The sequence below is a fragment of the Fulvimonas soli genome (genome assembly GCF_003148905.1).
GTDB classification, from domain to species: Bacteria; Pseudomonadota; Gammaproteobacteria; order Xanthomonadales; family Rhodanobacteraceae; genus Fulvimonas; species Fulvimonas soli.
Genome location: NZ_QGHC01000007.1, coordinates 118,055 through 141,875, shown reverse-complemented (window position 1 = coordinate 141,875; position 23,821 = coordinate 118,055). Strand labels below are relative to the sequence as shown.

The following is a 23,821-nucleotide window of genomic DNA, read 5'->3' as shown; positions in this document are numbered from 1 at the left end:
CAACGCTTTTGCCGGTCGGAAACCGGCAGGCTGGACCCGCGCTGCGACCGAAGGAGTGGACAATTTTCGGCATACCGGGCCGATAAATGCAAACTGGATCACATTTTTGAGCTCAAGTTTTCCGGTCCTGGGCCGAACCGGGACGTCTTTTGTCAAGCATGCTTGACATGGCTCCCGGGCGGCCCTACGCTGCATGTCAAGTTCACTTGACAGAGGGCGGGGAGATGTCGAAGTCGATGAAGCGTTTCGCGGCGCGCCTGGCGGCGGGCTGCCTGGTGCTGGCCGCCGCGCTGCCCGCAACGGCGGCGGACCTGAAGGTGGAGGTCCACGGCGACCATGGCCGCCCGGTGATCCTGGTGCCCGGCCTGGGCGGCGGCGCCTGGGTGTGGAAGGACACGGCCGCCGCGCTGCGGGGCGGCCACACGGTCTACGTGGTGACCCTGCCGGGCTTCGACGGCACGCCGCCGCCGGCCGGCGGCAACTACCTGGACCAGGCCGGGGACGCGCTGGTCGGGCTGATCCGCGAGCGGCACCTGGACAAGCCGGTGCTGGTCGGCCACAGCCTGGGCGGCACGCTGGCGCTGAAGCTGGCCAGCGAGCACCCGGAGCTGCTCGGCGGCGTGGTGGCGGTGGACGGCCTGCCGGTGTTCCCCGGCAGCGAGGGCCTGCCCGCCGCGCAGCGGTCGGCGATGGCCGCGGCCATGCAGGCGCGGATGCGGGCGGCCACGCCGGCGCAGTTCCAGGCGCAGCAGATCGCCTACATGCAGAAGATCGGCGTGCTCGACCCGGCCAAGGCCGAGGTCTACGGCAAGCTCAACGCGAAGAGCGACCCGAAGGCCACGGCGCAGTACATGGCCGAGGACTTCGGCCTGGACCTGCGCGCTGCGCTCAAGCGCGCCGACCTGCCGGTGCTGGAGATCTCGCCCTACAACGCGCCGGACTTCGCCGCCGGCCCGATGGCGATGAGCGAGCAGCAGAAGGCCGACTACTACCGCAGCCTGCTGGCCAGCGCGCCGAAGGCCCGGGTGGCGTCGATCGGCCCGGCGCGGCATTTCGTGATGCTCGACCAGCCGGCGAAGTTCCAGCAGACGCTGGACGCTTTCCTCGACACGCTCTGAGGGCCCGCCATGCGCCGCCTCACGCCCAGGCAGTACGACCGCCGCGCCAGCATCTCGATGTGCGCCTATGTCGCGCTGATGGTGCTGGTGTGGCCGCTGGTGCGCGGCACGCCCGCGACGGGAATCAAGTTCCTGCTCGCGGTGGTCCCGGTGCTGCCGATGCTCTACGTGATCGGCCTGATGGCCCTGCGCATCCGCTATAGCGACGAGCTGGAGCAGCGCACCCACCTGGTCGCGCTCGGCGCGGCGACCGCGGTGGTCGGCGCGCTGAGCCTGGTCGGCGGCTTCCTGGCCGCCGGCAAGGTGGTGGCGCTGGACGGCTCGATTCTGATCTGGGTGTTCCCGGCCCTGGTGATGGTCTACGGTTCGACGCGCTGGTGGGTGATGACGCGCCTGTACGGCGGCGCGCCGGACTGCGACGACGGGCATGCGCCGATGTGGCGGCGGATGCTGCTGGTCGCCGCGCTGATGGGCTTCGTCGGCCTGGCGGCGTGGTGGAAGGGCGACCGCGATCCGTTCCGCCTGGGCATGTTGTGCGGCATGGGCGCGAGCTTGCTGGTCGCCGCGCTGGTCGTGCTGTTCCGGCGCCGAAGGAAGCTGCCGTGACCCGCCCGGCCAGTCCGTGGAGGACGCGCGATGCGTGAGGTGCACAGGCGCTACCTGCGCCGCTTCCTGCCGGCGATGGCGGTCTACGTGGCGCTGATGGTCGCCTACGGCTTCGTGGCGCGCCTGATTCCCGGCGCCGCGCCGCGCGCGCTGCTCGCCCTGGTGCCGCTGCTGCCGCTGGCGGTGGCGATCCGCGCCTTCGTGCGGGTGCTGCGCGAGCAGGACGAGCTGGAGCGGCGCATCGACCTGGAGGCGATCGCGGTCGCCGCCCTGTCCACCAGCTTCGGCTTCTTCACGCTGGGGCTGGTGCTGGGCGCCGGCGGCTGGCCGCGGTGGTCGGCGGCGGCGGTGGCGCTGTGGGTGCTGCCGTGCTTCTTCGCCACCTACGGCCTGGCGAAGTGGTGGGTGATGCGGCGGTACCTGCGTGCATGAAGAACCAGGTGCGCGAGCTGCGCGGCGAGCAGGGCTGGTCGCAGGCCGATCTGGCCGAGCGGCTGGACGTGTCGCGGCAGACCGTCAACGCGATCGAGACGGGCAAGTACGACCCGAGCCTGCCGCTGGCCTTCAAGATCGCCAGGCTGTTCGGGCGGCCGATCGAGGCGATTTTCGAGCCGGACGCCTGAGCGCCGGACGCATGGGAGACGGGAAGTGGGAAGACGCAGTGAAACGCCGTTCGCGCCGCCGGTGACGGCGGCGGGCGGGCCGCCGGCCCGCGCGCGGGCACGCCGCCGCCGCCACGGGCGGTCGCGGTCCGGACAAACCTGGGCATGAGGAGCAAGCGAGAGATGGCAAGCAAGGGTCGCACGGCCTTTCGCGTCGCGGTGTTCGCGGTGGCGATCGGCGCATTGGCGTGGAAGCAGTTCCACCCGTCGCAGCCGCCGGCCGAGGCATCCGCCGCGACCGCGACGGACACTCCCGCCGCTCCGGCGGCGCCGGCCAGGCCGCGCACCTGGCGGCTCGGCCGCCTCACCCTGACCGCCTGCGAGCTGGGCCAGCCGAACAGCGGCCTCAGCGCGGCGGCCTGGTGCGCGCCGTTCGAGGTGGCGGAGAACCGCGCCGACCCGCACGGCCGCCGCATCAGGCTGAAACTGGCGGTGGTGCGCTCGCAGGCGCAGGTGCCGGCGAAGGACATGCTGGTGCTGCTGGCCGGCGGCCCCGGCCAAGCGGCCACCGAGACCTGGCCGCAGGTGGCGCCGGCGCTGCAGCCGCTGCTGGCGCACCGCAACGTGCTGCTGCTGGACCAGCGCGGCACCGGCGGCTCCAACCCGCTGGACTGCAAGGCGCCCGACGGCGCCGAGGGCGACGCCGCGTTCGACCCGGCGAAGCTGCGCGAGGAGACCGCGCAGTGCCTGAAGGAGGTCGAGGCCAGGGCCGACCCGCGCTACTACACCACCACGGTGGCGGTGCAGGACCTGGAGGAAGCGCGCCAGGCGCTGGGCGCGCCCGGCCTCGACCTGGTCGGCATCTCCTACGGCACGCGCGTGGCGCAGCAGTACGCCATGCGCCACCCGGATGCGGTGCGCAGCCTGGTGCTGGACGGCGTGGCGCCGAACAGCCTGGTGCTGGGCGAGGACTTCGCGCGCAACCTGGACGACGCGCTGAAGGCGCAGTTCGCCCGCTGCACCGCCGAGCCGGAGTGCAAGGCGCGCTTCGGCGACCCGTACCAGACGCTGTACCAGCTGCGCGACGCGCTGCGCGCCAACCCGCACAAGGTCAGCTTCCGCGACCCGCAGACCTACCAGAGCGTGCAGCGCACGCTGAGCGAGGCCTCGCTGGCCAGCGTGGTGCGCATGTTCGCCTATTCGCCGCTCACCGCGGCGCTGCTGCCGCTGTCGATCGACGCGGCCGCGCACGGCGACGTCGGCCCGCTGCTGGGCCAGGCCAAGCTGCTCTCGGGCGACCTGTCGGACACCATGAACGGCGGCATGCAGTCCTCGGTGATCTGCAGCGAGGACGCCGACCTGCTGGCGCCGCGCCCGCAGGACGCCGGCACCATCCTCGGCACGCGCATGATCGACGCGCTGCAGGCGGTCTGCTCGGTGTGGCCGAGGGGCGCGCGCCCGGCCGACTTCCACCGGCCGCTGCGCAGCGACGTTCCCGCGCTGCTGCTGTCGGGCCAGTACGACCCGGTGACGCCGCCGCGCTACGGCGAGGAAGTGCTCGAGGGCCTGCCCAACGGGCGCCACCTGGTGCTGAAGGGGCAGGGGCACAACGTGATCGGCGCCGGCTGCGCGCCGGAGCTGGTCAAGCATTTCATCGAGGACCTCGAACCGAAGAAGCTCGACGCCTCCTGCCTGGACCGGCTGCAGCCCGCCCCGCTGTTCATCGACTTCAATGGAGCCACGCCGTGATCGAAGTGAAGGACCTGCACAAGACGTTCGGCGCGGTGAAGGCCGTGGACGGGGTGAGCTTCGCCGCCCGCGACGGCCAGATCACCGGCCTGCTCGGCCCCAACGGCGCCGGCAAGACCACCACGCTGCGCATGCTCTACACGCTGATGGCGCCCGAGCGCGGCCAGGTGCTGGTGGACGGCGTCGACGCGGCGGCCGATCCGCTGGCGGTGCGCCGCCGGCTCGGCGTGCTGCCGGACGCGCGCGGCCTGTACAAGCGCCTCACCGCGCGCGAGAACATCGACTACTTCGGCCGCCTGCAGGGCCTGCCGGAGGACGAGCTGCGCGCGCGCCGCGAGGCGCTGGTCGCCGCGCTGGAGATGGCCGACATCGCCGACCGCCGCGCCGAGGGCTTCTCGCAGGGGCAGCGGGTGAAGACCGCGATCGCCCGCGCGCTGGTGCACGACCCGCGCAACGTGATCCTGGACGAGCCGACCAACGGGCTGGACGTGATGGCCACGCGCGCGCTGCGCCAGTTCATGCTGCATCTGAAGGCGGAAGGGCGCTGCGTGCTGTTCTCCAGCCACATCATGCAGGAGGTGGGCGCGCTGTGCGACCGCATCGTGGTGATCGCGCGCGGCCGCGTGGTCGCCGACGACACCCCCGACGCGCTGCGCGCGCAGACCGGCCAGGCCAACCTGGAGGACGCCTTCGTGAGACTGATCGGCAGCGAGGAGGGCCTTGCCGCATGAACGCCGCCACCCAGCCCCTGCGCCGCGCGCGCGGCTTCCTCACCGTGTTCCTCAAGGAGGTGCGCGAGAACCTGCGCGACCGCCGCACGCTCACCAGCGCCTTCCTCACCGGCCCGCTGCTGACGCCGCTGCTGTTCGTCATGCTGGTCAACATCTCGATCAACCAGCAGCTGGACAAGGCCGACAAGCCGCTCGCGGTACCGCTGATCGGCGCGCAGTACGCGCCCAACCTGGTCGACGCGCTGAAGGCCGGCGGCATCGTGCCGCAGCCGGCGGTCGCGGACCCGGAGGAGGCGGTGCGCCGGCAGGACGCCGACCTGGTGCTGCGCATCGCGCCCGGCTACGCCAAGGCCTGGCGCAAGGGCGAGCCGGTGCAGGTGGAGGTGATCTACGACTCCTCCCAGCGCGGCGCCGACACGCCGGTGGAGCGCGTCACCAAGCTGCTGGAGACCTACTCGCGCCAGCAGGGCGCGATGCGGCTGGTGGCGCGCGGGCTGTCGCCCGCGGTGGCGGTGCCGGTGCAGGTGGCCAAGCGCGACCAGGCCACCGCGCAGTCGCGCGCGGTGCTGATGTTCAACATGCTGCCGTACCTGTTCGTGCTGACCATCTTCATCGGCGGCATGTACCTGGCGATCGACCTCACCGCCGGCGAGCGCGAGCGGCAGTCGCTGGAGCCGCTGTTCGCCAACCCGGTGCCGCGCTGGAAGATCTTCCTCGGCAAGCTGGCGGCGATCTGCGCGTTCTCCGCCGCCAGCCTGGTGATCTGCCTGCTCGCCTTCGGCGTGATCGGCGGCTTCGTGCCCACCGAGAAGCTGGGCATGGAGATCGACCTCGGCCCCGGCTTCGCCCTGCGCGTGCTGCTGCTGCAGCTGCCGATGATCGTGCTGCTGGCGGCGCTGCAGTCGATGGTGGCGGCCTTCGCCAAGAGCTACCGCGAGGCGCAGACCTACCTGTCGTTCCTGATGATGCTGCCGCTCCTGCCGAGCATCATGCTGATGATGCTGCCGTTCAAGCCGCAGGGCTGGATGTACGCGGTGCCGCTGCTCGGCCAGCACCTCGGCATCCTCGACCTGGTGCGCGGCAACGGCCTGTCGCCGCAGTCGCTGGCCATGTGCCTCGGCGGCACCGCGCTGGCCGCGCTGCTCGCCGCGGGCGCCACCGTGCAGCTGTACCGCAGCGAGCGGCTGGCGATCTCGGCCTGAAGCGCGTGGACGGGCCCGCCGAGGGAGGGCGAGGCGCATCGCGGCCGAGGACGTGCGGGGTCCGGACGGGCCGTGGCCGGGGCGCCGTGCGTGACGGCATCCCCGGCCGCCCCGGTGCCGTCGCGTGCCCGTCCCGTCGCCGGGGCGCTACTTGGCCGCGAGATCGCGCGCCCGCATTTCCAGCACGCGGCCGTCGGCCAGGGTGAGCGTCACCGCCGTGCCTTCCGGCAGGTGGCTGGTGAGGTCGCGCAGCTCGCCCAGCCCCAGCGTCGCGGCCTGCCTGCCGTTCACCGCCATGATCGCGTCGTTCCGCCGGAGGCCGGCCAGCTGCGCGGGGCCGCCGGGCGTCACGTCGATGACCTGGTAGCGGTCCGGCTGTCCCGCCTGCTTGGCCGCGCGAAAGCCGGCCATGCCGTAGTGCCACGCCGGGGGTTTCGCGCGGGACGTCAGCACCATCTGCTGGCGGCGGTAGTCGAAGTGCACGTTGAAGCGCGCCAGGATGTCCTGGCCGATGTTGCCGGCCTCGCTGGGATTGCCGGTCGCGCCGGCGTCGCCGCGGGTCAACATGGCCACCAGCGGCGCCACCCGCTGCCGGCCCAGCGTGAAGCTGCGGGCGTGGGCGATGTGCGCGGTGAACAGGCCACCCACGCCGCCGGTGGGCAAGGGCGCACCGGCAGCGTAGCGCGCGGCGATGCCCTCGCGCTCGGCCCATTGCGGAAAGGTCAGCAGGTAGCCGGAGTTGCCGGTATCGATGCCGAAGACGCCGCGATGGCCGTCCTGGGTGGCCGCGACCAGCGGCATGTCGTCGGTGAAGCTCAGCGCCAGCGCGTCGCCGTCGGGCTGCGGCGGTGCGGCGCCCTGGTCGTAGGGCTGCAGGCGCAGCTGGCCCTTGTCGTAGTCGAAGCTCACCGCGAAGCGCTCGAAGATTTCCAGTCCCAGCAGGCCGGCGATCGGCGCCTTGCCCTCGCCGCGCTCGTAGAAGCTGTAGGGATAGGGCATCACCAGGTAGACCAGGTCGCGCACGTGCGCGGCGCCCAGCGCGGTATCGCCGACGCGGGCATAGGCGGTGCGCATCGAGCCGGGACCGGAGCCGGCACTGACGCCCTCGCCCTGCGTCTTCAGGCCCAGCTTGCGCGCCGCGTCGCTGGTGAGGATGGCATGGCCGCCGGTGTCCAGGATGAAGGGCATCGGCGCGCCGCCGTCGATGGCCACGTCCACCAGCACCATGCCGCCTTCGACGCGCATCCGCGTGACGGCGGCGCGGGCGCCGCCGGCCATCGCCACGTCGGTCACCCTGTTGTCGGGACGCCGCGTGTCGACCACGGCCCCCGTGCCGAGCACGCGATAGCCGGTCACCGTGTCCACGCTCTCGCCGTCGTTGGCGCCGGTGACGGTGACGGCTGACGTGGCGATGCGGTACGGCAACTGCAGGCCGCCGACCGCGCGGTAGTCGGCGAAGCGCCGGGTGACGGTCACGAAGGAGCGCCGCCACACCGCGCGATCCACCCGATGGCTGGCCGGATCGATCCACAGGACCAGCGCGCGGCCGCCGGCCGGCGTGGCTTCCAGGCGCCGATAGCGCCGGCCGGCCTCTTCCGCGTCCGGCAGCCGGCGGTAGGCCACCGCGCCGGCGTCGCTCATGAAGCCGTAGCGGCGCAGCCAGTCCTCGCCGATGGCGGCGGTCTTCGCCTCCCCGGAGTCGAGCGGATGCAGCAGGCCCGAATCGTCCTGCCGCCAGTGTCCGGACGCGTCGGCGCCTTCCGCCGTGGCGAACAGCGCGTTGCGCGCCTGTGCGCGGTAGCGGCCGCTGCGCAGGTCGACGACGGACTGCCAGGGGCCGTCGAGCCCCGCGCTCGACTCGCGCCCATCGGCCAGCAGGGCGCCCACCGCGTGCCACCGGGCGCCACCGTGCGCCTGGCGCAGCATGTCCAGTAGCCGGGACGCGCCGTCGTCGGCCGCCAGCGCGGGGCCCGGCAGCCAGGCCAGCAGCAGGAGAAGGCGGGTGCATCGCGTCATGGGAAAGCTCCTCGCGGGGAGTCCCATGCTCACCGGCGGCGAGCGGCGCGGTCTAGCACGCGCGTGACCGATCAGGACGCGCCTTGCATCCGGCTCCGGTAGTCTCTCGGCGTCAGCCCGACGGCACGCCGGAACACTCGCGCGAAATGGCTCTGGTCGCTGAAGCCCGTCGCGGCCGCCACCTCGGCGATGGAGAGGCGCGCGTCGCGCAATGCCCGGCGCGCCAGCTCGACGCGCAGGCCGCGCAGGTATTCGCCCACCGGGACGCCGTGCACTCGCCGGAAGCTGCGCGCCAGATGCGCGGGATGCACGCCCGCCAGTGCGGCCAGCTCGTGCAGCGACGGCGCGACGAGCGGATCGTCGTGCAGGCGTTGCCGCACCCGCTCCAGCCATGCGGGGCGCTGCTCGCCTTCCATCCGGCAGGCCCGCGCCGCCAGTTCCAGCACGGCCGCCTGCAGGGCCAGCGGAGCCGCGTCGTCGGTCGCGCGCAGCTCGTCTTCGATTCGCGCGGCGAGCCGGTCGGCGCCGGGCAGGCGGAACCGGCGATGGTCGGAGAGCAGCCGCGCAATGCCGCCGCCGGGTTGGCCGTCGAAGAAGATGCTGATGCAGCGCGCGCCGGCAGGTCCGAAGCGGTTGGAATGGCGGTGTCCCCGCGGATGCGTCAGCAGCAGACCCGGCATGCAGTCGTGCTCGCCCGCGGACGAATCCTGCCGGTAGCCGCCGGCCGCGACCAGGCACAGGTAGGGTTCGTCGTGCTCGTGCCGGGGCAGGGCACCGTTGCCAGCGTAGGGCGTGGACGAGACCTGCAGGCCGTCCGTGTGGCGCAGGTGGTCTGGCCGTCCGTAGTTGGCGCGTTGCAGGTGCCGCATGGGGGGCAGTCTAGGGCGGCGCGGCGGCGGCTGCATGTGGCGCCGGTCAGGCGGCCGCGCCGATCCACCTGGCGACCGCGGCCGGATGCTCCAGGTGCAGGTGGTGGCCGCCGTCCAGGTGCGCCACCGCGATGCGCGGCACGCAGGCGGCGCGTTCGCGCATCATCGCCTCGGGCAGGTAGGGCGTGGCCGGGCGCGCCAGCAGCAGCGCGGCGGGCGCCTCGATGCCGGCGAGCAGGGCGCGCACCTGCGGTTCGGCCAGGCGCACCGCGCTGGGCCGGGTGAGCCGCGGGTCGCTGCGCCACTGCCAGCCGCCGCCCTCGGCCTCGCGCAGGCCGCGCTCGACGATGGGTCGCGCCAGCTCCGCGCGCAGGCCGCCGGCGACGCTGCGCGCGCGCACCGCCTGCCCGACGTCGGCGTAGCGGCGCAGCGGCTTGCCGTCGGCCGGCGCGGCCAGCGCCTCGCGGAAGCGCTGCAGGGTGTGCGCGCCGTCGTCGCCGAGCGGGCCCAGCCCCTCGATCAGCCACAGCCGCTCCACGCGCCCCGGCGCGGCGGCGGCGACCAGCGAGGCGATGCCGGCACCCATCGAGTGGCCGAGCAGGGCGCAGCGCGCCAGGCCCAGCGCGTCGAGCGCCTCCAGCACGGCGCGCACGTAGTCGGCGAAGGCGTAGCCGCCGGCCGCGGGCGGCAGGTGGTCCGAGCGGCCGTGGCCGGGCAGGTCCGGCGCGATCACCCGCCAGCGCGCGGCGAGCCGCGGCGCCAGCCGCGCGAAGCTGGCGGCGTTGTCCAGCCAGCCGTGCAGGGCGAGCAGCGGCGGCGCGCCGGCGTCGCCCCAGCACTGCGCGGCCAGCGCGAGCCGCGGCAGGGCGAGGCGGAGCTCGGTCGGCGCGGCCGGGCGCGGCGTCATGCGGGCGGTCGCGCCCCGGCCGCGGCGCCGTCCGCCGCGAAGCCGGGCCAGCCCTGCGCGTGGCGCAGCACCAGGCCGGCCAGCTGCGCCACCTGCGCGGGGGCGTCGTTGAGCGCGGGGATGTAGCGCAGTTCCTCGCCGCCGGCCGCGCGGAAGAAGTCGCGGTTCTGCATGGCGATCTCCTCCAGCGTCTCCAGGCAGTCCACCGCGAAGCCGGGGCAGGCCACGTCGAGCCGCCTCGCGCCCTCGCCGGCGAGCCGGCGCACGGTGGCGTCGGTGTAGGGCGAAAGCCAGGCCTCGCGGCCCACGCGCGACTGGAAGCTGACCTGCAGCGCTGCCTCGTCCAGCCCCAGCCGCGCGCGCAGCAGGCGCGCGGTGGCCTGGCACTGGTCGAGGTAGGGATCGCCCAGGCGCACGTAGCGCTCGGGGATGCCGTGGAAGGACAGCAGCAGCTTGTCGCCGCGGCCGTGCGCGGCCCACCAGCGCTCGATCGACCGCGCCAGCGCCTCGATGTGCGCGGGGTCGTCGTGGTAGTCGTTGACGATGCGCAGCTCCGGCGGCCAGCGCAGGCGCTTGAACGCATCGGCCACCGCGTCGATCACCGAGCCGGTGGAGGTGGCCGAATACTGCGGGTACAGCGGCAGCACCAGCAGGCGGCGCGCGCCCGCGCGCTGCAGCGCCTCGACCTGCGCGGCCACCGGGGGCCGGCCGTAGCGCATCGCCAGCGCCACGCGCGCGGCGCCCGGCCGGCGCCGGTCCAGCTCCGCCTGCAGCGCCGCGGCCAGCGCCTCGCTGCCCACGCGCAGCGGGGAACCCTGCGGCGTCCAGATGCGTCCATAGGCATGCGCCGAGCGCCGCGGCCGGACGCGCAGGATCACCCCGTGCAGGATCGGCCGCCACAGCCAGCGCGGGTAGTCGATCACGCGCGGGTCGGCGAGGAACTCGGCCAGGTAGGGGCGCACCGCCGCCGCCGTCGGCGCGTCCGGTGTGCCCAGGTTCACCAGCAGTACGCCAGTCTCGGCCGGCGGGCGGTCGTGGGAATGGCCGGCGGGGCCGGTATAGTGACTGCTTGGCATCGTGGCGGCGGCGGCGGGACGAGCCGCAGAGTCTGCCACAAGGTCTTCGCGGCGCGCCGTGTCGCGCGGTCGCAGCCGCGTCGTCGTTTCCGGGAACTGGAGTGGAGTCACCCATGTTGAAAGCATCCCTGCGCCGTCTGTCGCTTCTCGCCCTCGCCCTGCTGCTGCCCGCGATGGCCGCGCACGCGGAGGATCCGCCGCTGGTGCGCGCGAAGAACGCCGTGCGCGTGCTCAACGAGATCATGGCCGCGCCGGACAAGGCGATCCCGCAGGACCTGCTGCGCGACGCCAAGGCGATCGCGGTGATCCCCGACCTGGTCAAGGCCGGCTTCATCTTCGGCGGCCGCCGCGGCGAGGGGCTGATCTCGGTGAAGACCGCCGACGGCACCTGGTCCAACCCCAGCTTCATCACCATGACCGGCGGCAGCATCGGCTTCCAGGCCGGCGTGTCCTCCACCGACGTGATCCTGGTGTTCCGCACCCAGCGCGGGGTGGATTCCATCGTCGACGGCAAGTTCACCCTGGGCGCGGACGCCGCCGCCGCCGCCGGCCCGGTCGGGCGCACCGCCAGCGCGGCCACCGACAGCCAGCTCAAGGCCGAGATCTACTCCTACTCGCGCTCGCGCGGCCTGTTCGCCGGCGTGGCGCTGGACGGCTCGGCGCTGCGCATCGACTACGACGCCAACGCGGCGGTCTACGGCGCCGGCATCACCCCGCGGCGCATCTTCGAGGGCGGCGTCGGCAACGTGCCCGGCCCGGTGGTCGACTTCCGCGACCGCCTGGAGGAGTACACTGCGCGCTGATTCCCCTTAACGACGATCGAGGCCCCCGCCATCGGCGGCGGGCCGTGACAGAGGTTGAACATGGGTCTGGACAGTTTCTGGCATTGGATCATCCTGCTGGTCGTGGTGCTGGTGATCTTCGGCACCGGCAAGCTGACCAAGATCGGCCCCGACCTGGGCAAGGCGGTGCGCGGCTTCAAGAAGGCGCTGCACGACGACGAGGACGGCGGCAAGGACGCGGCCGCGCAGGAGAAGCTGCGCGCCGACCCGCCGGCCGGCGCCGACGCCAAGCAGGGTCAGCGCGACTCCAGCGAAACCAAGTAAGCGCGCGGTGGCGCGATGATCGAGCTCAGCTTCGCCAAGCTGCTGCTGCTGGCGCTGGTGGCGCTGATCGTGCTGGGGCCGGAGAAGCTTCCCGGCGCCGCGCGCACCGCGGGCGCGCTGCTGCGCCGCGTGCGCCAGGGCTGGGACAGCGTGCGCGCCGAGGTCGAGCGCGAGCTGGAGGTGGAGGAGATCCGCCGCGCCGCGCGCGAGGCGGCGGCGCAGGCCGAGGCCGCGCAGGCGCAGGTGCGCGAGGCCGTGCACGGCGTGCGCGAGGCGGCCGAGCGGACCCGCGCCGAGGTGAGCGCGCCGTTCGCCGAGGCCGCCGAGGCGCTGTCCGGGGCCGGGCCCGCGCCGGCCGATGCCGGCGGTGGCAGGGATGCCGCGAAGCCGGACGCCGCCGCCGCGATCGCGCCGCCGGACGAGCCGGACCCGACCGGCGACCTGTTCGCCGACGCCCCCGCCGCGCCGCCGGCTTCCGCCGCCGCGCCGCGCAAGGAACCCACGCATGGCGGCGCCTGAGCCCGAATTCGACCTGCAGCAGGGGCTGTTCTCGCACCTGATCGAGCTGCGCTCGCGCCTGCTCAAGGCCTGCGCCACCGTGCTGCTGGTGCTGCTGGCGCTGGTGCCGTTCGCCAACCGCCTGTACGCGGAGCTGGCCGCGCCGCTGGTGGCGCGCCTGCCCGAGGGCGCGCACCTGATCGCCACCGAGGTGGCCAGCCCCTTCATCACCCCGCTCAAGCTGGCCTTCTACGCGGCGCTGTTCATCAGCATGCCGATGATCCTGTACCAGCTGTGGGCCTTCGTCAGCCCCGGCCTGTACCGCCACGAGAAGCGCCTGGCGCGGCCGCTGCTGGCGGCGGCGCTGGCGCTGTTCTACCTGGGCTGCGCGTTCGCCTACTTCCTGGTGCTGCCGGCGGCGTTCCGCTTCCTCACCGCGGTGACGCCGCAGGGCGTGGAGATGATGACCGACATCACCCACTACCTCGACTTCGTGATGCTGATGTTCTTCGCCTTCGGCCTGTGCTTCGAGGTGCCGGTGGCGGTGGTGATCCTCGCCGCGGTCGGCGTGGTGAACCTGGAGAAGCTGCGCAGCGGGCGCCGCTACGCCATCGTCGGCGCGTTCGCCATCGCCGCGGTGATCACCCCGCCGGACATCACCTCGATGATCATGCTGGCGGTGCCGATGTGCCTGCTCTACGAGCTGGGCGTGCTGGCGGTGCGCTGGCTGCTGCGGCCGGCGGCGGTCCAAGGCTAGGAGACCACCGCTTTTCTTTTTTGCGGGAGCGGCCTCCGGCCGCGCTGGCTCAGCGCGCGGGCGAAGGCGCGCCGCGCCCCAGCGCCAGCCCCTTGAGCACGTTCAGCGCCTGCGACAGCGCGTAGTCCTCGGTGGCGAGCCTGGCGTTCTCGGCGCTGCCGTCGTTGTCGATGTCCTTGGCCGAACCGTCCTCGTTGGCCAGGTGGTTCTTCAGGTCCGCCTCGGAGGTGATCAGGGTGGCCGGGCTCTCGGCCTTGTTCACCGCCAGGTCCGCCAGCGCGATGTCCGGCTTGATGCCCTCGGCCTGGATGGAGGTGCCGCTGGGCGTGTAGTAGCGCGCGGTGGTGAGCTTCACCGCGTGGTCGGCGTCCAGCGGCAGCACGGTCTGCACCACGCCCTTGCCGAAGGTGCGCCGGCCCATGATCAGCGCGCGGTGGTTGTCCTTCAGCGCACCGGCGACGATCTCGGCGGCCGAGGCGGTGCCGTTGTCGGCCAGCAGCACGATCGGCGCGCCCTTGAGCAGGTCGCCCGGGTGCGCGGAGAACTGCATGTTGGCGTCCTGCAGGCGGCCGCGCGTGGTGACGATGGTGCCGCCGTCGAGGAAGTCGTCGCTCACCGCCACCGCGGCGGTGAGCAGGCCGCCGGGATTGGAGCGCAGGTCCAGCACCGCGCCCCTGGGCGCGCCGTTCTTCTTCGCGTAGTCGGCGAACTTCTTCTCCAGGTCGTCGGCGGTGTCCTCCTGGAACTGGCTGATGCGGATGTAGGCGTAGCCGGGCTCGAGCGGGCGGATCTTCACGCTGGTCAGCGAGATCTTCTCGCGCACCAGGTGGTAGTCGACCGGCTTGTCGCCGTTCTCGTGCACGACGGTCAGCGTGATCTTGCTGCCGGGCTCGCCGCGCAGGCGCTTGAACATGTCGTCCGCGTTGTCCGCGTCCACCGCCTTGCCGTCGATCTTGACGATGGTGTCGCCCGGCTTGATGCCGGCGCGCGAGGCGGGCGTGTCGTCGATCGGTGCGACCACGCGCAGGCTGCCGTCCACCTGCAGCACCTCGATGCCCAGGCCGCTGTACTGGCCGGTGGTGTCCTCGTCCAGCTGCGCCAGGCCCTCCTTGTCGAGGTACTCGCTGTGCGGGTCCAGGCCGCTCAGCATGCCGCTGATCGCGGCGTTCATCAGCGTCTTGTTGTCCACCGGCTCCACGTAGGCCTGGCGGATCACCTCGTAGACGCGGCTGAAGTTGCGGATGTCGTCCAGGTCGACCCGGTCGGGCTTGCCGGCGGCCGTGCCGGCCGCGGCCGGCGCGCTGGCGGCCGCCGCGGGCGCGGTCTGCGCAGGCAGCGCCGGGGCCGCCAGCAGCAGGGCGAGCAGACCGCAGGTGGTAAGGCGCATGGGGGACTCCGTGGGGAAAGGCTGCGTGGTTCGACCGCCGGCGGCGGCCGGAATTCCGTGCCGGTGATGCTCCGCCCAACGCGGGCCGGGCGTCAACGCTGGCGCGCCAGCCAGCTGCGCGGGTCGACCGGGCGGCCGTTGCGGCGCAGCTCGAAGTACACGCCGGTGTTGTCGCCCAGCGGCGGCGCGGCGGTGCCCAGCGCCTGGCCGGCCTCGACCTGGTCGCCGACGCCGCGCAGCAGGCTCTCGTTGTTGCCGTACATGCTCATCCAGCCGTCGCCGTGGTTGAGGATGATCAGCATGCCGTAGCCGCGCAGGAAGGCGGCGTAGACCACCCGCCCGCGCGCCACCGCGTGCACCTCGCTGCCGGCCGGGGCGCGGATCAGCACGCCGTTGCCGTAGCTGTTGACCGGCCCGGCGGCCGGCCAGGGCAGGCTGCCGCGGATGTTCGCGGTGCCCTTGCCGGACGGCACGCCCGGCGCGGCCGGGCTGGGCCGGGCGTGGCGCGCCGCCTCGCGGGCGGCCTCGTCGATGGCCTGCTGGATCTTCGCCAGCAGCTGGTTGAGCGAGGCCTCGTTCTGCTTCAGCGCGGCCAGCCGCTGCGCCTGGTCCTTGTACTGCGCGTCGACCTGCGCGGCCAGCTTCTGCCGCGCGGCGCGCTGCTGCGCCAGCGCCTGCGCGCGCTGCTCGCGCTCGGCGCGCGTCGCCAGCAACGCCTGCCGCTCGGCGTCGATCGAGGCTTCCAGCTCCTGCAGCCTGGCCAGGTCGCCCATCAGCGCCTGCACGCGCTGCACGCGGTCCTGCTGGAAGTACTTGGAATAGGCCAGCGCGCGGGCGATCTGCGCGATGTCCTGGTCGCCCAGCAGCAGGCGCAGGTCCGAGCCGCGGCCCAGCGCGTAGGTGGCGCGCAGCAGCTCGGCGATGGCGGCGCGCTGGCCGTCCAGGCGGGACTGCAGTTCGGCGCGCTGCCGCTGCAGCTGGTCGAGCTGCTGCTGCTTGGCGGCCAGCGCGGCGTCGGTCTCGCGCACCGCGCGGGCGGCGGCGGCCAGCGCCTCGGCCTGCCTGGCGAGGGCGGCGTTCATGCTGTCGCGGCGCGCGGCGGTCTGCGCCTGCTCGCGGCTGAGCGCCTCCATCTTCTGCCGCACCTCGTTCAGTTCCTTCTGCGCGGTGGCCTTGTCCTGGCGCTCGGCCGGCCGCGCGGCGGCGGACGACTGCAGCAGCGCGCCGGTCAGGAGGAGGGCGGCCAGCAGGCCGGGGCGGGGGCGGACGGCGTGGACGGGTGGCATCCGGGGATTATCCCCGACCGTCGCGGTTGCGGCGAGATGGCGCCGCGGGGCGGCGCCGGCGGTCCGGTCGGACGGAGCGGCGGGCGCGCCGGCGGGGCAGGGGCAAATGGACGTATGGACGTCCAGGCGATCCATGGGGAAGCGAGGCTTGGCGCGCCGGTTTCTTGTTGCGACGCAACGACTTGAAGCATCACCCGTGCCATTCGCGGCGCGCCCGCAAAAAAAGAAATCAAGGCGCGCTTAAGCGCTTGTGATGTTTTGGCAATGGTGGAAGACTGGCCCCGCAACTTCCCCCCATCCGAGGGTTCGGACGCCGCCTGCGCGACATCCCCTCCGGCTCCCGGATGCGTTGCAACCCACAACGAGGACACGACGATGAAGCGTAACAAGCTCGCTTTGGCGCTTGCTGGTTTGCTTTTGTCCCCCGCAGGCGCCGCGCTCGCCCAGACCGGCAATGCCCCCTCCGCCCCGCCGCAGGACCAGACCGGCCAGCAGGCCACCCAGCTGCAGACCATCACCGTCACCGGCTCGGCGATCCCGCGCATCGACGTGGAGACGCCCTCGCCGGTGACCACCATCTCCGCCCAGCAGATCGAGCGCAGCGGCCTGACCACGCTGTCCGACGTGGTGCGCGCGATCTCGGCGGACAACAGCGGCTCGATCCCCAATGCGTTCTCCAACGGCTTCGCCGCCGGCGCCTCCGGCGTGGCGCTGCGCGGCCTCACGGTGAACTCCACGCTGGTGCTGATCGACGGCCATCGCAGCGCCAACTACGCGGTGGCCGACGACGGCCAGCGCTCGTTCGTGGACCTCAACACCATCCCGCTGGCGGCGGTGGACCACATCGAGGTGCTGAAGGACGGCGCCTCTTCGCTGTACGGCGCCGACGCCATCGCCGGCGTGGTCAACGTGATCCTCAAGCCGCACTACCAGGGCGTGGAGGGCACGGTGGACGTGGGCACCTCGCAGCACGGCGGCGGCTTCACCCGCAAGGCCACCTTCCTCGCCGGCGGCGGCGACCTGGAGAAGGACGGCCACAACGGCTACCTCGCGGTGCAGTACCAGAAGGACAACGCGATCTGGCTGCGCGACCGCGGCTTCCCGTACAACACGCTCGACCTCACCCGCATCGGCGGGCAGAACAACAACATCGGCCAGCCGGCGCTGGGCGTGGGCTCGGTGTACGGCTCGGTGACGCCGGGCACGCTGGCCACCCCCGGCGACATCACCAGCGGCGTGCCCGATCCCGGCGCGCTGTCGCAGCCGCTGCGGCCGTGCGGGCCGGACTCGATCGCGCGCACCGACGCCAACGGCAGCTACTGCGAGCAGAACCCGCTGGCGCTGTTCGGCCAGGCGCAGCCGGCGATGGAGCAGGGCGGCATCTACGGCCGCTTCACCGTCAAGCTCAACGACGACACCCGCGCCTACCTGGCCGCCAGCTACTTCGAGGCCAAGACCGAGGCGCCGGGCGGGCCGCGGCAGATCCAGACCGGCACGCCCAACAACACCAACAACATCGCGTTGCCGCCCACGCTGGCCGATGGCAGCCTCAACCCGAACAACCCGTATGCCGCGCAGGGCAAGTACGCGCTGATCAACTACGCCTTCGGCGACATCCCCAGCGGCTTCGACTACGACAACCACAACGCGCGGATGGTCGGGGGCGTGTCCGGCGCGCTGGGCGAGTGGAACTACGACGTCACCGGCGTCATCAACCACACCTGGCTGGACACCAAGCAGTACGGCTTCATCAACTACCAGGCGCTGATCGACGCGATCACCACCGGCAGCTACAGCTTCGTGAACCCGGGCTCCAACAGCGCCGCGGTGCGCGCCGCGCTGGCGCCGGGCTACTCGAAGACCTCCACCAGCGACCTGGACGCGCTGGACTTCTCCGCCAACCGCCAGCTGTGGGACCTGCCCGGCGGCCCGCTCGGCCTGGCGGTGGGCGCGCAGATCCGCCACGAGGCGCAGGACGACCCCACGCTCAACCCCGACTTCGAGTTCCAGGGGCTGGGCAACGCGCAGACCAAGGGCTCGCGCAACGTCGCCGCCGCCTACGCGGAGTTCGACGCGCCGCTGCTGGAGTCGCTGGAGGTCGACGCCTCCGGCCGCTTCGACCACTACACCGACACCGGCAACGGCTTCACGCCCAAGGTCGGCTTCAAGTGGAAGCCGGTGGACTGGTTCGCCCTGCGCGGCACCTACTCCAAGGGCTTCCGCGCGCCGAGCTTCGCCGAGAACGGCTCCAGCTCGACCCAGGGCTTCGTCACCTACACGCCGCCCGACGACTTCGCCGCCGCGCACGGCAACAACGCCTACGTGCAGCCCTACGGCCTGTCCGAGTACACCCTGGCCAACAAGGACATCAAGCCGGAGAAGGCGCGCAACTACACCATCGGCATCGTGCTGCAGCCGACCGACTGGCTGAACGCCTCGATCGACTACTACAACATCAAGAAGACCAACGTGATCGCCCAGGCCGACACCTCCTCGGCACTGGACAACTACTACGCCGGCCTGCCGCAGGCGCCCGGCGTGACGGTGATCCCGGACAAGCCCGACCCGGCCCACCCGGACGCGCTGCCGCGGCCGATCGAGGTGGTCGGCACCTACATCAACGCCAATTCGCTCAAGACCGACGGCATCGACGTGGACCTGCAGGCGCACTTCGACTTCGCCGACAACGTGAAGTACCTCAGCGAGTTCACCGGCACGCAGATCTTCAGCTGGGTGCTGACCCTGCCGGACGGCACGCGCCAGCAGTACGTGGGCACGCACGGGCCGTACAACCTGTCCTCCGGCGCCGGCACGCCGCGCACCCGCCTGTCGTGGAGCAACACGCTGGTGTGGGGCCCGGCCACCGTCACCGGCACGCTGTACCACACCAGCGGCATGGACAACTACGCCGAGGACATCGGCTTCGGCCCCGGCGACTGCATCTCGGTGCTGCCGGTCAGCTGCCGCGTCGGCTCGTTCACCGACTTCGACCTCACCGGCAGCTACGAGATCAACAAGCACTTCGAGATCACCGCCTCGGTGATGAACGTGTTCGACCGCAAGGCGCCGCTCGACCCGGCCAACTACGCCGGCCCCGGCGCCAACTACAACCCGACCTGGGCGCAGGCCGGCGTGGTCGGGCGCTTCTACAACCTCGGCGTGAAGCTCAAGCTGTAGCCGTCCGCCGCCCCCGGGCGGCCATCGCGGGGCGCGCCGGCCGGACCGGCGCGCCCCGCCTGTTTCGGGGCCGGCCGCCGGCCCGGCGCGGTGGCTGTCGCGGCAGGCAAGCGTTTGGACGTCCAGCAGTCCGTTCGCCACCCTTTGACGCATCGCAGCAAGTGTGCTGTAGTCGGGGCGAACCACGCGCGGAACCACGATGCCGGGAGCGTCGCGGGGCCGCGTCCGCCCAGCACATCCACATCCGGGGAGACAGGATGGCCACGCCAGGCGCCAAGACGCTCTACGACGCCGCCTTCGAGCACGACAGCTGCGGCTTCGGCCTGATCGCGCAGATCGACGGCCGCGCCAGCGCGGCGCTGGTCGACACCGCGTTCGCGGCGCTGGCGAAACTCTCCCACCGCGGCGGCGTCAACGCCGACGGCGTCAGCGGCGACGGCTGCGGCGTGCTGGTCCGCCGGCCCACGCGCTGGCTGCGCGCGCTGGCCGCCGAGGCGGGCATCGTGCCGGCGCCGCGCTTCGCCGCGGGGCTGGTGTTCCTCGACCCGGCCGGCGACGACCGCGCCGCGCACGTGCTGGAGGCCGAGCTGGCCTCGGTGGGCCTGGTGGTGTCCGGCTGGCGCGAGGTGGCGGTGGACACCGCCGCCTGCGGCCCGCTGGCCGCCGCCGCCTGCCCGCGCGTGCGCCAGGTGTTCGTCGACGCGCCCACCGGGATGGACGAGGCGCGCTTCGAGCGCACGCTGTTCCGCGCGCGCCGCCGCGCCGAGCTGACCCTGGCGAACGACCCGCACTTCTACGTGGTCAGCCTGTCCTGCCAGGTGGTGGGCTACAAGGCGATGGCGACGCCGGGCCGCCTGCGCGACGTGTTCGCCGACCTGCGCCACCCGGCGCTGGAGAGCGACGCGGTGGTGTTCCACCAGCGCTTCTCCACCAACACCATGCCGCAGTGGCGGCTGGCGCAGCCGTTCCGCCTGCTGGCGCACAACGGCGAGATCAACACCATCCGCGCCAACCGCAGCTGGATCCGCGCGCGCGAGGCGGTGTGGCGCTCGCCGCTGATCGACCTGTCCGACATCGGCCCGTTCGTGCGCCAGCAGGGCTCGGACTCGGAGAGCCTGGACAACGCGGTGGAGCTGCTGCTCGCCGGCGGCCTGGACCTGCTCGCCGCGATGCGCATCCTGGTGCCGCCGGCCTACGCCGCGCGCGAGGACATCGACGAGGACCTGGCCGCCTTCTACGAGTACTACGCGCTGCACACCGAGCCGTGGGACGGCCCCGCCGGCCTGGTGATGTGCGACGGCCGCTACGCCGCCTGCGCGCTGGACCGCAACGGCCTGCGCCCCGCGCGCTGGGCGCTGTCGGACGACAACCACCTGATCGTGGCCTCCGAGGCCGGCCTGTGGGACGTGCCCGCCGCGCGCACCATCGCCAAGGGGCGGCTGGGGCCGGGCGAGATGATCGCGGTGGACTTCGCCCAGGCGCGCCTGCTGCGCGACGCCGACGTGGACGAGATCAACCGCCGCCGCGCGCCGTTCCGCGACTGGCTGCGCGCGGGCGTGAGCTACCTGGAGCAGGACCTGATCGATCCCAGCCTCGCCGCCGAGCCGCTGCCGGCCGACGAGCTGCACCGCTACCAGAAGCTGTACGGCCTCACCCGCGAGGAGCGCGAGAGCGTGCTCAAGGTGCTGGCCGAGACCGAGGCCGAGGCCACCGGCTCGATGGGCGACGACACGCCGGTGGCGGTGATGTCGCGCCAGGTGCGCCCGCTGTTCGACCGCTTCCGCGAGGCCTTCGCGCAGGTCACCAACCCGCCGATCGACCCGCTGCGCGAGAAGCTGGTGATGTCGCTGGTCACCCAGATCGGCCGCGAGGGCAACGTGTTCGCGCTGGGGCCGGAGAACGCGCGGCAGATCCTGCTCAACTCGCCGATCCTCTCGCAGCGCAAGCTGCGCCAGATCCTGGCGCTGCCGCAGTACCTCAACGCCACCGTGCGCATCGATCTGTGCTACGCGCCTGGCGAGGGGCTGGAGAAGGCGCTCAGGCGCTTCTGCCGCGAGGCCGAGCAGGGCGTGCGCGGCGGCGCCGAGATCGTCTTCCTCACCGACCGCTACCCGCGCCGCGACACGCTGCCCGCGCACGCGCTGCTGGCCACCGGGGCGATCCATGCGCACCTGATCGAGCGCGGCCTGCGCTGCCACTGCAACCTCGTCGTGGAGACCGCCACCGCGCGCGACCCGCACCAGTTCGCCTGCCTGATCGGCTTCGGCGCCACCGCGGTGTACCCGTGGCTGGCCTACCAGAGCCTGTTCGAGCTGGGCGGCGAGGGCCGGCTCAAGCGCGGCGAGGGCACCCTCGCCGAGATCGGCCGCAGCTACCGGCGCGGCGTGCGCAAGGGCCTGCTCAAGATCCTCTCCAAGATGGGCATCTCCACCGTGGCCGGCTACCGCGGCGCGCAGCTGTTCGAGATCGTCGGCCTGGCGCGCGAGGTGGTGGACCTGTGCTTCCCCGGCGCGCCCTCGCGCATCGGCGGCGCCGGCTTCGCCGAGCTGGAGGCGGACGCCCGCGTGCTCGCCGCCGAGGCCTGGGACGAGGCGCGGCCGCTCACCGCCGGCGGCCTGTACAAGTTCGTGCACGGCGGCGAGTACCACATGTACAACCCCGAGGTGATCGCCACGCTGCAGAAGGCGGTGCGCACCGGCGACCCGGCGGACTACCGCGCCTATGCCGACGCGGTGGACCACCGCCCGCCCTCGGCGCTGCGCGACCTGCTGCGGCCGCGCCCGCTCGGCCCGCCGGTGCCGCTGGAGGAGGTCGAGCCGGCGGAGGCGATCCTGCGCCGCTTCGACTCGGCCGGCATGAGCCTGGGCGCGCTCTCGCCCGAGGCGCACGAGGCGCTGGCGATCGCCATGAACCGGCTGGGCGCGCGCAGCAACTCCGGCGAGGGCGGCGAGGACCCGGCGCGCTACGGCACCCAGAAGATGTCCAGGATCAAGCAGGTCGCCTCGGGCCGTTTCGGCGTCACCCCGGCCTATCTGGTCAACGCCGAGGTGCTGCAGATCAAGATCGCGCAGGGCGCCAAGCCCGGCGAGGGCGGCCAGCTGCCCGGCCACAAGGTCAACGAGACCATCGCGCGGCTGCGCTACGCCAAGCCCGGCATCGGCCTGATCTCGCCGCCGCCGCACCACGACATCTATTCCATCGAGGACCTGGCGCAGCTGATCCACGACCTCAAGGAAGTGAATCCGGACGCGCTCGTCTCGGTCAAGCTGGTCAGCCACGCGGGCGTGGGCACGGTGGCCGCCGGCGTCGTGAAGGCGGGCGCCGACCTCATCACGGTGAGCGGCCACGACGGCGGCACCGGCGCCAGCCCGCTCACCTCGATCAAGTACGCCGGCACGCCGTGGGAGCTGGGCCTGGCCGAGACGCAGCAGACCCTGCGCCGCAACGACCTGCGCGGCCGCGTGCGGCTGCAGACCGACGGCGGCCTGAAGACCGGGCTGGACGTGGTCAAGGCCGCGCTGCTGGGCGCCGAGAGCTTCGGCTTCGGCACCGGACCGATGGTGGCGCTGGGCTGCAAGTACCTGCGCATCTGCCACCTCAACAACTGCGCCACCGGCGTGGCCACCCAGCACGAGGTGCTGCGCAGGCAGCACTTCGTGGGCCTGCCCGAGATGGTGATGAACTACTTCCGCTTCGTCGCCGAGGACGTGCGCGCGCACCTGGCGCGGCTGGGCGCGCGCTCGCTGGACGAGCTGGTCGGCCGCGCCGAGCTGCTCGAGCAGCAGGCCGGCGCCACGCCGGCGCAGCGCAAGCTGGACCTGTCGCCGCTGGTCGCGCCCGACGCGCTGGGCGAGCGGGTGGACTTTGCCTGCACCAGCGCGCGCAACCCGATGCGCGACCCGGCCGCGCTGGCCGCGCGCATCGCCGCGGACACCGCGCAGGCGGTGGCGCAGGGCACCGGCGGCAGCTTCAGCTACGCCATCGCCAACACCGACCGCGCGATCGGCGCGCGCCTGTCCGGCGAGGTGGCGCGGCGCTGGGGCGATGCCGGCATGGCCGCGCAACCGGTCACGCTGCGGCTGGAGGGCTCGGCAGGGCAGAGCCTGGGCGCGTGGAACGCCGGCGGCGTGCACATCGAGCTGGTCGGCGAGGCCAACGACGGCGTCGGCAAGGGCATGGCCGGCGGCCGCATCGTGGTGCGCCCGCCGGCCGACGCGCGCTACGCCAGCCAGGACGCGGCGATCGTCGGCAACACCTGCCTGTACGGCGCCACCGGCGGCGAGCTGTTCGCCGCCGGCTGCGCGGGCGAGCGCTTCGCCGTGCGCAACTCCGGCGCGCTGGCGGTGGTGGAGGGCGCCGGCGACCACTGCTGCGAGTACATGACCGGCGGCGTGGTGGCGGTGCTGGGCCGGGTCGGCCTCAACTTCGGCGCGGGCATGACCGGCGGCTTCGCCTACGTGCTGGACCTGGAGCGCGCCTTCGTGGACCGCTACAACCACGAGCTGGTGGACATCGTGCGGATCAGCCCGGAGGGCATGGAACACCACATGCAGCACCTGCGCGGCCTGATCGCCCGCCACATCGAGCTGACCGGCAGCGCCTGGGCGCAGCGCCTGCTGGCCGATTTCCGCGGCCTGCTGCAGCGCTTCTGGCTGGTCAAGCCCAAGGCCGCCAGCCTCGACGCGCTGGCCGAGGAACTGCGGAGGGCCGCATGAGCGCGCCGCACGCCTTGCT

At 72.9% G+C, this 23,821-nt stretch carries 19 protein-coding genes; 13 read left to right on the top strand and 6 right to left on the bottom strand.

Translation table 11 applies throughout. The features are described 5' to 3' along the window. Nucleotides 1-236 precede the first annotated feature (236 nt). From C7456_RS10675 to C7456_RS10645, 7 genes are all read left to right on the top strand, one after another. Nucleotides 237-1,118, top strand: a complete 882-nt coding sequence (locus C7456_RS10675; RefSeq protein WP_245889831.1) for an alpha/beta fold hydrolase — start codon at nt 237-239, stop codon at nt 1,116-1,118. 9 nt (nt 1,119-1,127) lie between these two features. Next, nucleotides 1,128-1,724, top strand: coding sequence for a hypothetical protein (locus tag C7456_RS10670; RefSeq protein WP_109723736.1), 597 nt, complete (start codon nt 1,128-1,130; stop codon nt 1,722-1,724). A gap of 30 nt (nt 1,725-1,754) precedes the next feature. After that, a complete protein-coding gene (locus tag C7456_RS10665) occupies nt 1,755-2,156 on the top strand; it encodes a hypothetical protein (RefSeq protein WP_109723735.1) in 402 nt (133 codons plus the stop codon). Further along, nucleotides 2,153-2,347, top strand: coding sequence for a helix-turn-helix transcriptional regulator (locus tag C7456_RS10660; RefSeq protein WP_211306309.1), 195 nt, complete (start codon nt 2,153-2,155; stop codon nt 2,345-2,347). Before C7456_RS10665 ends, C7456_RS10660 begins: the two co-directional genes overlap by 4 nt. A gap of 162 nt (nt 2,348-2,509) precedes the next feature. After that, a complete protein-coding gene (locus C7456_RS10655) occupies nt 2,510-4,075 on the top strand; it encodes an alpha/beta hydrolase (protein WP_109723734.1) in 1,566 nt (521 codons plus the stop codon). Next, a complete protein-coding gene (locus C7456_RS10650) occupies nt 4,072-4,806 on the top strand; it encodes an ABC transporter ATP-binding protein (protein WP_109723733.1) in 735 nt (244 codons plus the stop codon). The genes C7456_RS10655 and C7456_RS10650 overlap by 4 nt, the downstream gene beginning before the upstream one ends. Beyond that, complete coding sequence (locus tag C7456_RS10645) at nt 4,803-6,008, top strand: ABC transporter permease (protein ID WP_109723732.1); 1,206 nt, start codon at nt 4,803-4,805, stop codon at nt 6,006-6,008. The genes C7456_RS10650 and C7456_RS10645 overlap by 4 nt, the downstream gene beginning before the upstream one ends. A gap of 147 nt (nt 6,009-6,155) precedes the next feature. Here the strand turns inward: C7456_RS10645 and C7456_RS10640 are convergent, their stop codons facing one another. The 4 genes from C7456_RS10640 to hemH all read right to left on the bottom strand — a co-directional run bounded on the left by C7456_RS10640 (nt 6,156) and on the right by hemH (nt 10,876). After that, nucleotides 6,156-8,024, bottom strand: a complete 1,869-nt coding sequence (locus C7456_RS10640) for an aspartyl protease family protein (protein ID WP_109723731.1) — start codon at nt 8,022-8,024, stop codon at nt 6,156-6,158. Between the two features lie 71 nt (nt 8,025-8,095). Then, complete coding sequence (locus C7456_RS10635) at nt 8,096-8,893, bottom strand: helix-turn-helix transcriptional regulator (RefSeq protein WP_109723730.1); 798 nt, start codon at nt 8,891-8,893, stop codon at nt 8,096-8,098. A gap of 46 nt (nt 8,894-8,939) precedes the next feature. Beyond that, complete coding sequence (locus C7456_RS10630; protein ID WP_109723729.1) at nt 8,940-9,800, bottom strand: alpha/beta fold hydrolase; 861 nt, start codon at nt 9,798-9,800, stop codon at nt 8,940-8,942. Further along, a complete protein-coding gene (gene hemH / locus C7456_RS10625) occupies nt 9,797-10,876 on the bottom strand; it encodes a ferrochelatase (RefSeq protein WP_109723728.1) in 1,080 nt (359 codons plus the stop codon). Before hemH ends, C7456_RS10630 begins: the two co-directional genes overlap by 4 nt. 113 nt (nt 10,877-10,989) lie before the next feature. Between hemH and C7456_RS10620 the strand changes: the two genes are divergently transcribed. The 4 genes from C7456_RS10620 to tatC are packed head-to-tail and all read left to right on the top strand — an operon-like array spanning nt 10,990 to nt 13,237. Next, a complete protein-coding gene (locus C7456_RS10620; RefSeq protein ID WP_109723727.1) occupies nt 10,990-11,679 on the top strand; it encodes a lipid-binding SYLF domain-containing protein in 690 nt (229 codons plus the stop codon). A 60-nt stretch (nt 11,680-11,739) separates the two neighbouring features. Continuing rightward, entirely contained in the window at nt 11,740-11,982 is a 243-nt protein-coding gene (gene tatA / locus C7456_RS10615; protein ID WP_109723726.1) for a twin-arginine translocase TatA/TatE family subunit, read from the top strand. Between the two features lie 15 nt (nt 11,983-11,997). Continuing rightward, nucleotides 11,998-12,501 carry a Sec-independent protein translocase protein TatB gene (gene tatB, locus C7456_RS10610; RefSeq protein ID WP_109723725.1) on the top strand — a complete coding sequence of 168 codons (504 nt, stop codon included), beginning with the start codon at nt 11,998-12,000 and terminating at the stop codon, nt 12,499-12,501. Further along, on the top strand, nt 12,488-13,237 hold the full coding sequence (gene tatC, locus C7456_RS10605; RefSeq protein WP_109723724.1) for a twin-arginine translocase subunit TatC: 750 nt from the start codon (nt 12,488-12,490) through the stop codon (nt 13,235-13,237). Before tatB ends, tatC begins: the two co-directional genes overlap by 14 nt. 49 nt (nt 13,238-13,286) lie before the next feature. Here the strand turns inward: tatC and C7456_RS10600 are convergent, their stop codons facing one another. Continuing rightward, the gene (locus C7456_RS10600) at nt 13,287-14,624 is read right to left on the bottom strand and encodes a S41 family peptidase (RefSeq protein ID WP_109723723.1); all 1,338 of its coding nucleotides are present in this window, start codon (nt 14,622-14,624) and stop codon (nt 13,287-13,289) included. A 92-nt stretch (nt 14,625-14,716) separates the two neighbouring features. Then, nucleotides 14,717-15,910 (bottom strand): murein hydrolase activator EnvC family protein, encoded by a 1,194-nt coding sequence (locus C7456_RS10595; RefSeq protein WP_109723722.1) that lies wholly within the window; start codon nt 15,908-15,910, stop codon nt 14,717-14,719. A 417-nt stretch (nt 15,911-16,327) separates the two neighbouring features. On the opposite strand from C7456_RS10595, the gene C7456_RS10590 reads away from it, so the two are divergent. After that, nucleotides 16,328-19,087, top strand: a complete 2,760-nt coding sequence (locus tag C7456_RS10590; protein ID WP_211306308.1) for a TonB-dependent receptor — start codon at nt 16,328-16,330, stop codon at nt 19,085-19,087. 257 nt (nt 19,088-19,344) lie between these two features. Next, nucleotides 19,345-23,802 carry a glutamate synthase large subunit gene (gene gltB, locus C7456_RS10585; protein ID WP_109723720.1) on the top strand — a complete coding sequence of 1,486 codons (4,458 nt, stop codon included), beginning with the start codon at nt 19,345-19,347 and terminating at the stop codon, nt 23,800-23,802. Nucleotides 23,803-23,821 lie beyond the last annotated feature (19 nt).